Genomic DNA, 11,152 nt, shown 5'->3' with positions numbered 1-11,152 from the left:
GCCCTGAAGGAATTCCTGGGCTACGCCCGGAGCCCGCCGCGCAGCGGCAGAGCTTTCACCCCAGCCGGGGCGGCTCGTGCGCGCCAGGAATCCCGTCGGCCGTCAGTGCTGCTGCTGGGCCTTGCGGCGGCGCATCACCAGGTAGCCGCCGCCCGCGACGAGAGCAGCCGCGACCGCCGAGAGCGCGCCCACGGGTGCGCTCGAACCGGTCTCGGCGAGGTCTCCGGAGTCGCCCTTCACGGACGGAGCCGGGGTGGGCCGGTCGTCCGCGGGCGTGGAGGGCGCCTCGTCCGCCGGGGCCGAGGGCTCGGCCGAGGGCTTGTCGCCCGGCTTGTCACCGGGCTTGTCGCCCGGCTTGGTGTCCTCGGACGCGCAGTCGGTCCAGAACACCTTGTGCTTGGCGCTGCCGTGCTCGCCGTCGAAGTTCCAGAACAGCTTGTAGTGGCCGTCGGGAAGGGACAGGTCCGCGGTCCGGCCGTGGCCGGAGCCGTCGAGCGTCAGTGAACCGGACTCGACCTCCTCGCCCTTGACGCCGGCGGTCGGGGCCCAGACCTCGATACGCCAGTCGACCTCCTGACCGGCGTCGAATCCGAAGGCGTCGAGGTAGAAGGTGCAGACGTGCGGCTCGTTCTTGCGGAGTTCTTCGCCGGTCCTGGCGTCGTGGATCTTCACGGTGCCGTTGTCGCCGGACGGGGTGGCGAGCGCGGAAGGGGCGAGCAGCAGCGAGCAGACCGCGGCCGTCACCACCGCGCCGGTGGAAGTGAGCATGCGCATGGGCAGTCCAACAGGGGAGAAGGGGAATGCCGTGGGGGGCGGCTCAGCTTCCTGTCGGCTGAGCCGGGCCGTCAATACGTGTGCTGACGCAATCCGCCCCAAGCGCTGCCAGTTGCCCGAATACTCCTCGGTAACGATCCTGTGAATGCGTCGTTCCGGTAACGGCCGGGCTTGTCAGAGCGCGAAGAACGCGCCCACCAACAGCGCTCCGCCCGCCGCTGCCGTCGCCCAGGCCGTGCGGGTCATACGAAGGCCGCCGCCGATGACGCAGGCGGCCAGCAGGAGCGCGCCGCCGAAGGGGAGCCAGGCGTGGAGCGCGCCGGGCCAGCCGGTGCGGACGACCTCGTCGGTGCCGGGCTTCACGACGACCTGGAGCGTGGCGCCCTTGGTGACGGCGACCGACCGCTCGATGACCACGCCCTTGCGCGCGGCGCCGGAGCCCTCGGGGTCGAACGGCCCCGTGCAGGTCTTCTCGCCGCAGCTGGCGACAGTGAGCGTGCCGTGCTCGCGGCCCTTGGCGAGCAGGACGTGCTGAGCCGTGGCCCAGGACGTCCAGACTCCGGCGACGAGCAGCAGCAGGGCGACCAGGACCATGGCCACACGGCGGCCGTGGTCGAGCATCCGGCCGGAGGAGTTCCGCTTCATGGGGCGCGATCCTTCGGCAAGCGACCGCGCTCGGTCAACCTTTGGCTAGAGGTTCGTCGGGGTTGTCAGGAGTTGTACGCGCTCTGCGCCCGCTCCAGACCCTCCGTCACCAGACACTCCACCGAGTCCGCCGCCCGGTCCACGAAGTAGTCCAGCTCCTTGCGCTCCGCCGACGAGAAATCCTTCAGCACGAAGTCGGCGACCTGCATCCGCCCCGGCGGACGACCGATCCCGAACCGCACCCGGTGGTAGTCCGCGCCCATCGCCTTCGTCATCGACTTCAGACCGTTGTGCCCGTTGTCCCCGCCGCCCAGCTTCAGCCGCAGAACGCCGTAGTCGATGTCCAGCTCGTCATGGACCGCAACGATGTGTGCCGTCGGAACCTTGTAGAAATCCCGCAGCGCCGTCACCGGACCGCCCGACAGATTCATGTACGACATGGGCTTGGCGATAACGACCCGCCGGCTCGCCGGCCCGGGCGAACCGATTCGGCCCTCGACGACCTGCGCCTGCGCCTTCGTCGCCCGCTTGAACTTCCCGCCCACGCGCTCGGCGAGCAGATCGGCCACCATGAACCCCACGTTGTGGCGGTTCGCCGCATAACCCGGCCCCGGATTACCGAGCCCCACGATCAGCCAAGGGGCGTTGGCGTCGTCCGTCGTCATGTCCGTCGCGTCTCCTCGCGTACCCGTACCCGTATACCTACAGCAAACGGGGTGGCAGGCCGCGTGGCCCGCCACCCCGTCAAGCAGAGCGTACGGCTCAGGCCTCGGTGGCCTCGGCGGCCTCGCCCTCGGCAGCCTCCTCGCCCTCGCCCGTCGGCTCCTCGGCCTGCGCGGCCAGGACCTGCAGCACGACAGCGTCCTCCTCGACGGCCAGGGTCACGCCGTTCGGCAGCGCGACGTCCTTGGCGAGAACGGAGGCACCGGCCTCCAGGCCCTCGACGGAGACGGTGAAGGACTCGGGGATGTGGGTGGCCTCGGCCTCGACCGGCAGCGCGTTGAGAACGTGCTCCAGCAGGTTGCCGCCCGGGGCCAGCTCGCCCTCGGTGGCCACCGGAACCTCGACCGTGACCTTCTCGCCGCGCTTCACCAGCAGCAGGTCGACGTGCTCCAGGAAGCCCTTCAGCGGGTCACGCTGCACGGACTTCGGGATCGCCAGCTCCGTCTTGCCCTCGATGTCCAGCGACAGCAGAACGTTCGGGGTACGCAGGGCGAGCAGCAGGTCGTGACCCGGCAGCGTGAGGTGGATCGGGTCGACGCCGTGGCCGTACAGAACACCCGGAACCTTGTTCTCGCGGCGGATGCGGCGCGCGGCACCCTTGCCGAACTCGGTACGGGTCTCGGTGGCGAGCTTCACCTCGGACATATGCACTCCTCGTATGTGGTGACGAACAGGAACGGTCACCCGGCCACGACTGGCCTGCTACGAAGAGCGCGTCGATAACGGACCGCCGTACAAACGAGTACGGCCTCCCTCGCCGAGCAACTTCGACAGTGTACTCGGCGGGGAGGCCGCCCCAGAAATCGATCTAGCCGGCGCCGGCTAACTCACTGCTCCTCGAAGAGGCTCGTCACCGAACCGTCCTCGAATACCTCACGCACCGCACGCGCGATCGTCGGAGCGATCGACAGGACCGTGATCTTGTCGAGCTCCAGATTGTTCGGGTCGGGCAGCGTGTTCGTGAACACGAACTCACTCACCTTGGAGTTCTTCAGACGGTCCGCTGCCGGACCGGACAGCACACCGTGCGTCGCCGTCACGATGACGTCCTCCGCGCCGTGCGCGAACAGCGCGTCCGCGGCCGCACAGATCGTGCCACCCGTGTCGATCATGTCGTCGACCAGGACACAGACCCGGCCCTCGACATTGCCGACCACCTCATGGACGGTGACCTGGTTCGCCACGTCCTTGTCGCGGCGCTTGTGCACGATCGCCAGCGGCGCGTCCAGCCGGTCGCACCAGCGGTCGGCCACACGCACACGGCCGGCGTCCGGGGACACCACCGTCAGCTTCGAACGGTCGACCTTCGCACCCACGTAGTCCGCGAGCAGCGGCAGCGCGAAGAGGTGGTCCACCGGGCCGTCGAAGAAGCCCTGGATCTGATCCGTGTGCAGATCCACCGTGAGGATGCGGTCGGCACCCGCGGTCTTCATCAGATCCGCGACCAGACGCGCCGAGATCGGCTCCCGGCCACGGTGCTTCTTGTCCTGACGGGCGTAACCGTAGAACGGGACGATCACCGTGATGCTCCGGGCCGAGGCCCGCTTCAGAGCATCGAGCATGATCAACTGCTCCATGATCCACTTGTTGATCGGAGCCGTGTGGCTCTGGATCAGGAAGCAGTCCGCGCCACGCGCCGACTCCTGGAAGCGGACGTAGATCTCACCGTTCGCGAAGTCGAAAGCCTTGGTCGGCACGAGACCGACACCCAGCTGATGTGCGACCTCTTCGGCCAGCTCGGGGTGGGCGCGGCCGGAGAAGAGCATCAGCTTCTTCTCGCCGGTCGTCTTGATCCCGGTCACAGCACTGTCTCCTCAGACGTGTTTCTCTGCCGCTGATCCGCCCGTCCCTGGTGCGGCGAGCCAGCCGAATCGTGTGCACGTATCACGGTACGCCGAGATTGGCGCACCTGTTTCCGGTCAGCCCTCGGCGTCGACCTGCCTGCCCGCCTCCGCGGCAGCCTGCGCCGCCGCGCTTCCCGGACGCTTACGAGCCACCCAACCCTCGATATTCCGCTGCTGGCCACGGGCCACGGCAAGCGAACCGGGCGGCACATCCTTGGTGATGACGGAGCCCGCCGCGGTGTACGCGCCGTCCCCGACTGTGACAGGAGCAACAAACATGTTGTCCGAGCCCGTCTTGCAGTGGGACCCGATCGTCGTGTGGTGCTTCGCCTCGCCGTCGTAGTTCACGAAGACGCTCGCGGCGCCGATGTTCGTGTACTCGCCGATCGTCGCGTCACCGACGTACGACAGATGGGGAACCTTCGTGCCCTCGCCGATCGTGGCGTTCTTCATCTCCACGTACGTGCCTGCCTTGGCCTTCAGACCGAGCTTCGTACCCGGGCGGAGATAGGCGTACGGGCCGACGGACGCCGACTCGCCGATCACCGCGCCCTCGGCCACCGTGTTGTCGACCCGGGCGCCCCTGCCGACAGTCGTGTCCCTCAGCCGGGTGTTCGGGCCGACCTCGGCGTCCTCCGCGACGTGCGTGGCGCCCAGCAACTGCGTACCCGGGTGGATCACCGCGTCCCGCTCGAACGTCACCGTCACGTCGACGAGCACCGACGCCGGATCGACGACCGTCACGCCGGCCATCATCGCCCGCTCCAGCAGCCGCTCGTTCAGCAGCCCGCGGGCCTCCGCGAGCTGCACACGGTTGTTGATGCCCAGGATCTCCCGGTGATCACCCGCGACCGAGGCCCCGACCCGGTGCCCCGCCTCGCGCAGGATCCCCAGCACATCGGTGAGGTACTCCTCGCCCTGGCTGTTGTCCGTACGCACCTTGCCCAGCGCATCCGCGAGCAGCTGCCCGTCGAACGCGAACACGCCGGAGTTGATCTCACTGATCGCCCGCTCGGCCTCGGTCGCGTCCTTGTGCTCCACGATCGCGGTGACCGCACCGGTCGCCGCGTCCCGCACGATCCGGCCGTAGCCGGTGGAATCCGGGACCTCGGCCGTCAGCACGGTCACGGCATTCCCGTCGGCGGCGTGCGTCGCGGTGAGCGCCGTCAGCGTCTCACCGGAAAGAAGGGGAGTGTCCCCGCAGACGACCACCACGGTGCCCTCGGGCGCCTGCCCGAGCTCCTCGAGCGCCATACGGACGGCGTGCCCCGTCCCGTTCTGCTCGGCCTGGAACGCCGTGCGCGTACCGGCGTAGTGGGTGGCGAGATGCTCCCTGACCTGCTCACTCGCGTGACCGACGACCACGACCAGCTGCTCCGGCTCCAGCTCACGGGCGGCGGACACGACATGTCCGACGAGCGAGCGCCCGGCGATTTCATGCAGGACCTTGGGGGTCTTCGACTTCATGCGGGTGCCCTCACCCGCTGCGAGGACGACGACGGCGGCCGGGCGGTTGGCGCTCACGGGAATGCCCTTCGGCTTCGATGCTTCGGGTGGGGGACACCCGAAGGATACCGGCACGTTTCAGGGGTGAAATGAGGGCGGGCCCTGACCGTGGAGGTCAGGACCCGAACCTGCGATGCTCCCCCGCCAGGACTCGAACCCGGACATAAGGCACCAAAAGCCTCAGTGCTGCCAATTACACCACAGGGGATGAATTCCGACGAAAACGGACACTTGGTCAGTCCGCCGGACCGGCACCCAACACTATGCCGTACCAAGCCCCTTCCATGCGACGGCGGAGATCGGCGCTCTGGGTGACGTCGGTGTGCGTTGCGTCCGTGTTCGATGACGTTTCGTGCTGTTGCAGTCGCCGGAAAATCGTTCGCGCGCTTCCGTAGGCTGGGAGACATGACCACAACGGGGGCACACCAGGACGCTGCGGGCGGGAACGCCCGGGCCTGGCTGTGGTGGGGGCGGCGGCGCAGTGTCGTGTTGGACGTCGGGCTCGCGCTCGTGTCCGCGGTGGAGTGTGCGCTGGAGGGGGTCCGGTTCGCGGACACGGCGGCGTTGCCGGTGGCGTTCGGGGTGGTCTTCGGGCTGATCGCCGGGTCGGCACTGGTGCTGCGGCGGCGGTGGCCGGTCGGTGTGGTGCTCGTCTCGATCGCGATCACGCCGGCCGAGATGGGTTTCCTGATGGGGATCGTCGGGCTCTACACGCTCGCGGCCTCGGAGGCGCCCCGGCGGATCATCGCCGCGTTGGCCGGGATGTCGCTGTTGGGGACGTTGATCGTCACCTTTGTGAGGACCCAGCAGGACGTGGTCTCCGCGGACTTCGATCCGGGGCCCTGGTACGTGCCGGTGGTGTCCGTCGTGATGTCGATCGGGCTGACCGCGCCGCCGTTGCTGCTCGGTCTGTATGTCGGGGCGCGGCGGAGGCTGATGGAGAGCTTGCGGGAGCGGGCCGACAGCCTGGAGCAGGAGCTGTCGCTGCTGGCGGACCGTGCGGAGCAGCGGGCGCAGTGGGCGCGTACGGAGGAGCGGACGCGGATCGCGCGGGAGATGCACGACGTGGTCGCGCACCGGGTGAGTCTGATGGTGGTGCATGCGGCGGCGTTGCAGGCGGTGGCGTTGAAGGATCCGCAGAAGGCGGTGCGGAACGCGGCGCTGGTCGGGGACATGGGCCGGCAGGCGTTGACGGAGCTGCGGGAGATGCTCGGGGTGCTGCGGGCCGGTGAGGAGGTCGCGGCGCGGGCGGCGGAGCCGGTGCCGTTGGCGGCTGTCGGGGTGGCCGCGGCTGCTGCCGCCGCTGCGGCGGCGGGGGACGGTCCTTCGCTGGCGGATCTGGAGCCGCTGGTGGAGCAGTCCCGGCAGGCGGGGATGGCCGTGGAGCTGACGGTGCACGGCGAGACGCGGGGATACCGGCCGGAGGTCGAGCAGACGGCGTTCCGGGTGGTGCAGGAGGCGTTGACGAACGTGCACAAGCATGCGGCGGGTGCGAAGACGTGGGTCCGGGTCGCTCATCGTGAGGCGGAGATCGCGATGCAGGTGGAGAACGGTCCGTCGGAGCGTGGTGTGGCGGATGCGGGTCTGCCGAGTGGGGGGAACGGACTGGTGGGGATGCGGGAGCGGGTGTCGGCGCTGGGCGGTGTGTTCGTGTCGGGTCCGACGGACGCGGGTGGGTTCCGGGTGTCGGCGGTGCTGCCGATGGATGCGCCGGCGGCGTAGTGCCTGCCGGGCCGGCCGGGCCGCCCGTCCGGCGCGCGCGGTTCTCGGTCCGTACCGGTGGGGAGCCGCGGTCGGGCTGTCTCAGGATGTCGTCAGTCGTGCCGGCTGGGCGCCGGTGACCAGTGTGATGAGGGCCTGGTCCAGGTCCGGGCCGAGGTACCAGTCGCCGGTGTGGTCGAGGCTGTAGACGCGGCCTTCGGTGTCGATGGCGAGGACCGCTTGGGCGTCGCCCTCTTCTCCGAGGGGGGCGATTTCGGTGTCGAGGGCTCGTCCGAGGTCGCCGAGGGTGCGGGCGAGGTGGAGTCCGGCGAGCGGGTCGAAGCGTACGGCTGTGGGTGCTGTCTGCCGGCCGGGGCCGGGTGGGGCGAGGAGGAGTGTGCCGAATTCGGCCCAGGCTTCGACCGCGGCGGGGAAGACGGCGTGCCGGTGGCCGCCGGGTGAGACGTGGGCGCGCAGGGCGTCGGCCCAGTGTTCGGCCTGTTTGATGTCCCAGCGGCCCGGCTGCCAGCCCGCGTCGCGCAGTGCGGCGTCGACGGCGACGGGGAAGCGGGTGGTGCTGAGGGGGTGGTCGGGCATGGGTGTGCGTTCAGCCGTTCTGGGTCTGGGTCGGGTCGACGGTACGGACGCCGAAGTGGGCGAGCATCGCCGTACAGGAGCGGCAGGGTGCGGCGTAGCTGCCGTGGAGGGGGTCGCCGTCCTCGCGGATGCGGCGGGCGGTGAGTTTGGCGTGTTTGAGGGAGCGGCGTGCTTCGCCCTGGGTGAGGGGTTTGCGCTGTGCGCGTTTGGAGCGGGCGGCGTCGGTGGCGGTGAGGTGGCGGGAGAGCAGGATCGCTTCGGGGCAGCGGCCGGTGAAGCGCTCCCGCTGGCCGCTGGTGAGGGTGTCGAGGAAGTCCTGGACGAGGGGGTGCAGCAGGGGCGGCTGGTCGCCCTTGCCGGCGGTGCAGGTGAGGGTTTCGCCGCGCACGGAGAGTGCTGCGGCCACGGTTGGCAGGATTCCGTCGCGGCGGAAGCGGAGTTCGGGCGGGCGGCCGTCGGCCTCCGCGCTGCTCCAGCTGAGTCTGGGGTCACCTGTTGTGACTGATGGTGCCGTGTGCATCGTGCTGTTGTCCCTCCCGTGCCCGCGGCGTCAGCCGCTGACGGACACTGCCCCCGAGTTGCTGGGACAGCCTGCCAAATGGGGCGGCAGGTAAGGAAGCGGGGTGACTGAAACGTGCAACTGTGTCGTGCTGCCTTCGGCTCAGGGTCACATGGGAGTGACGGTTCGTTACGGAAGCGGAGGGGCGGTACTCGCTGTTGCCGCACCGCATAGGCTGTGGTGAACCAGCCAGACGCAGCAGGGGGCAACCGCCATGACGACAGGTCGGCTCGGGCAGCAAGCCGCGCCACCGAACGCGGCCTACGCCGGGCAGGTCGTGCACTTCCCGGACCCGGTCAGGGCCGCTCGTCACCCCATGGGTGTACGAGTGGACGAGAACGGCTTTCCGGACTTCTCGCCGTATGCGCGTGCCGCCGCGGAGATCGCCGAGCCTCCTGAGGGTTTCGGTGTCGACGAACTGCGGCTCACCGACTACGTATCGGCGAACGCGGCGCTGCACGCCGACGGTCATGAGCTGTGGGACACCATCCCGGCGGTGGCGACGCCGCACGGCTGGACGTGGCACCACGCCGCGGGCGGCCGCCGGCTGGAGCTGGTGCCGGTCGAGGTGAAGGCGCTGCTGCGTCATCACGGCGGTATCGCGACGACCGCGGTCGATCACGCCAAGCGGGGTACGCGTCCGCTGCAGGAGACCCGGCCCGCGCACTTCGGCCTGCCCAAGGGGGCGGTGTCGGTGACCGAGCAGCAACTGCTGGGTGTGGAGGAGGACTTGGGGTACCGCCTGCCGGGTGCGTACCGCTCCTTCCTGAAGGCGGCGGGCGGGTGTGCGCCGGTGGGGGCCGCGCTCGACGCGGAGTTGGGGCTGCTGGTCGACCAGCCGTTCTTCACGGTGCGTGAGGAGGCCGCGGTCAATGACCTCGTGTATGTCAACAAGTGTCTGCGGGACCATCTGACGAAGGACTATCTGGGCGTCGGTTTCGTCCAGGGCGGGCTGCTGGCGGTCAAGGTCCGGGGCGGCGATGTCGGTTCGGTGTGGTTCTGCGCGTACGACGACGCCCGCGACCGGGACGGCTTGACGGTCGCCGACCGCGTGGAGCGGCTGTTGCTGCCGTGCGGCGAGGACTTCGACGTGTTCCTGTCCCGGCTGGCGGGTAATCCGCCCGAACTGGAGACCGTGGCGAACCTGATGGTGGACGGCGGCTTCGCGCGCGCCGTTCCGGTGGGGGAGTGAGCTTCTCGATGGTGACCTTCGCGCAGGCGCAGGAGCGCGCGGAAGAGTGGGTCAACGGCGATGTGCCCGCGTATCAGCATCGTGAGGTGCGGGTGCGGGAGTTCGAGCTGGGCTTCGTGGTGTGGGCGGAGGACCGTGCGGACGGTCCGACGTCGGACGGCGGGCGGCAGCGGCTGGTGATCGCCCGGGACAGCGGGGAGGCCACGCTGTGGCCGGGGCTGCCGGTGGGTGAGGTGATCCGTCGTTACGAGGAGGAGTACGGCACTCCGGACGTGGCGGCGGCGCCGGTCGTGGCGCAGCCGGAGCGGATCGATCTGAACCAGACGTCGTTCCTGTTGAGTCCGCCGGAGTGGCTGCAGGACGCGGCGGACAAGCTGGGCATTGCGGACCAGGGCGCGGGTGCCGGTGCCGGTGCGAGCGCGGGTGCCGGTGAATCTCCGGCGGGCGCGGGCCCGGTGGCGGGCTCGCCGGCGGCGACGGGTGCGGGTGCTTCTGCGGCGGCGGCTTCGGCGGGTGCCGATGTGCCCGGTGGTGGTACCGCTGGTCGTGGCTCGCATGTCGGCGGTGATGCCTGGCCGGGCTCGGCGGCTCCCGCTTCCGCACCGACGCCCGAGGCCTCCCCGGCCCCGGCGGCCGGTGGCCCGTCGCAGGGTGCCCCTACCGCGGGCACCGGCGCGGATTCCTCTCCCGCGGCTCCCGGGGCTCCTGCACCTTCCGCGGCTCCCGCACCTTCCGCGGGTCCCGCACCTTCCGTGCCTTCGCCGTCGACGCCGGCGGCCGGCTGGCCTGCCGCCGGCGGTGGCCACTACGAGCCCACCGCCTCCGACGGGGTGCCCGCGGCGCCCGGGCAGGGGACTCCGTGGGCCGGGACCGACACGAATGCCGCGGCGGAGGACGGTTCCGTGCCGTTGCCGGCGACGGTGTTCGCGCCGCCGCTGGCCGGTACGGACGAGGACGACACCCCGCCGCCGTCGGTGGGTGCGGACGCGCCGACCGCGCTGATGTCGGGCGGCAGCCAGCTGCCGCGTACCGCCGTTGCCCCCGCGCTCGACCCGCAGGTGCCAGGACCGCAGGTGCCGGGGCCCCAGCCGTCGGGGCCGCAGGTGCCGGGGCCGCAGCCGTCGGCCGGTGACATCGCCGACGCCGCGACCAGCAAGGCCGTGCTGCCGCCGCGTGCTTCGCGCGGCGGCGGTCCGACGACTCCGCCGCCGCCCGGCGCGCCCGGTATCCCCGGTGCCCGGCCCGGCGCGGCGCAGCCGCCGTCAGGCCCGGCGACCACGCCGCCGCCCGGCGCTCCGGCGGGCGGGTACGTACCGACGCAGCTGGTCTCGCAGCTCGGCCCGGACGGACCGCAGCCGCCGCAGGCCCCGCCCGCCGCTCCCGGTACGCCGCCCGGCGGTGTGCACCATGCCGCGACGATGCTGGCGGGCCCGGGTCAGGTCGGTCCGGGTGCGCCCCAGCCGCCCGGTCCGCCGGGGGTTCCGAATGCTCCGCAGCCGCCCGGCCCTCCCGGTTCTCCCGGTACGCCGCCCGGCGGTGTGCACCATGCCGCGACGATGCTGGCGGGCCCGGGTCAGGTCGGTCCGGGTGCGCCCCAGCCGCCCGGTCCGC

At 70.7% G+C, this 11,152-nt stretch carries 10 protein-coding genes, 1 tRNA gene and 1 pseudogene; 3 read left to right on the top strand and 9 right to left on the bottom strand.

The window, feature by feature from the left end; genetic code table 11:
- Positions 1-102: 102 nt before the first annotated feature.
- The 7 genes from AC0699_RS25180 to AC0699_RS25150 all read right to left on the bottom strand — a co-directional run bounded on the left by AC0699_RS25180 (position 103) and on the right by AC0699_RS25150 (position 5,700).
- Positions 103-774 carry an LPXTG cell wall anchor domain-containing protein gene (locus tag AC0699_RS25180; protein WP_478664199.1) on the bottom strand — a complete coding sequence of 224 codons (672 nt, stop codon included), beginning with the start codon at positions 772-774 and terminating at the stop codon, positions 103-105.
- A gap of 174 nt (positions 775-948) precedes the next feature.
- The gene (locus AC0699_RS25175; protein ID WP_478664196.1) at positions 949-1,419 is read right to left on the bottom strand and encodes a hypothetical protein; all 471 of its coding nucleotides are present in this window, start codon (positions 1,417-1,419) and stop codon (positions 949-951) included.
- A 65-nt stretch (positions 1,420-1,484) separates the two neighbouring features.
- Positions 1,485-2,084 carry an aminoacyl-tRNA hydrolase gene (gene pth, locus AC0699_RS25170; protein ID WP_478664194.1) on the bottom strand — a complete coding sequence of 200 codons (600 nt, stop codon included), beginning with the start codon at positions 2,082-2,084 and terminating at the stop codon, positions 1,485-1,487.
- 97 nt (positions 2,085-2,181) lie between these two features.
- The gene (locus tag AC0699_RS25165) at positions 2,182-2,787 is read right to left on the bottom strand and encodes a 50S ribosomal protein L25/general stress protein Ctc (RefSeq protein WP_478664191.1); all 606 of its coding nucleotides are present in this window, start codon (positions 2,785-2,787) and stop codon (positions 2,182-2,184) included.
- A gap of 182 nt (positions 2,788-2,969) precedes the next feature.
- Complete coding sequence (locus AC0699_RS25160) at positions 2,970-3,944, bottom strand: ribose-phosphate diphosphokinase (RefSeq protein WP_469767239.1); 975 nt, start codon at positions 3,942-3,944, stop codon at positions 2,970-2,972.
- A gap of 117 nt (positions 3,945-4,061) precedes the next feature.
- The gene (gene glmU / locus AC0699_RS25155; RefSeq protein ID WP_478664188.1) at positions 4,062-5,510 is read right to left on the bottom strand and encodes a bifunctional UDP-N-acetylglucosamine diphosphorylase/glucosamine-1-phosphate N-acetyltransferase GlmU; all 1,449 of its coding nucleotides are present in this window, start codon (positions 5,508-5,510) and stop codon (positions 4,062-4,064) included.
- Between the two features lie 118 nt (positions 5,511-5,628).
- Positions 5,629-5,700: transfer RNA gene (locus AC0699_RS25150), tRNA-Gln, on the bottom strand.
- A gap of 197 nt (positions 5,701-5,897) precedes the next feature.
- On the opposite strand from AC0699_RS25150, the gene AC0699_RS25145 reads away from it, so the two are divergent.
- Complete coding sequence (locus AC0699_RS25145) at positions 5,898-7,214, top strand: sensor histidine kinase (RefSeq protein ID WP_478664186.1); 1,317 nt, start codon at positions 5,898-5,900, stop codon at positions 7,212-7,214.
- Positions 7,215-7,295: 81 nt separating this feature from the next.
- Here AC0699_RS25145 and AC0699_RS25140 read toward each other — a convergent pair whose 3' ends face one another.
- Both AC0699_RS25140 and AC0699_RS25135 read right to left on the bottom strand, forming a co-directional pair.
- Complete coding sequence (locus tag AC0699_RS25140; RefSeq protein ID WP_478664183.1) at positions 7,296-7,790, bottom strand: SUKH-3 domain-containing protein; 495 nt, start codon at positions 7,788-7,790, stop codon at positions 7,296-7,298.
- A gap of 10 nt (positions 7,791-7,800) precedes the next feature.
- Positions 7,801-8,310 carry a YwqJ-related putative deaminase gene (locus tag AC0699_RS25135; RefSeq protein WP_478664180.1) on the bottom strand — a complete coding sequence of 170 codons (510 nt, stop codon included), beginning with the start codon at positions 8,308-8,310 and terminating at the stop codon, positions 7,801-7,803.
- A 253-nt stretch (positions 8,311-8,563) separates the two neighbouring features.
- Here AC0699_RS25135 and AC0699_RS25130 point away from each other — a divergent pair, with 253 nt between their 5' ends.
- Positions 8,564-9,541, top strand: a complete 978-nt coding sequence (locus AC0699_RS25130; RefSeq protein ID WP_478664178.1) for an SMI1/KNR4 family protein — start codon at positions 8,564-8,566, stop codon at positions 9,539-9,541.
- An 8-nt stretch (positions 9,542-9,549) separates the two neighbouring features.
- A pseudogene (locus AC0699_RS25125) lies at positions 9,550-11,152 on the top strand (SUKH-4 family immunity protein); the annotation flags it as partial.

It is taken from the genome of Streptomyces sp. NPDC043870, from assembly GCF_056435785.1.
The sequence above is the reverse complement of the archived record's forward strand: the minus strand, read 5'-3'. Positions and strand labels throughout refer to the sequence as shown.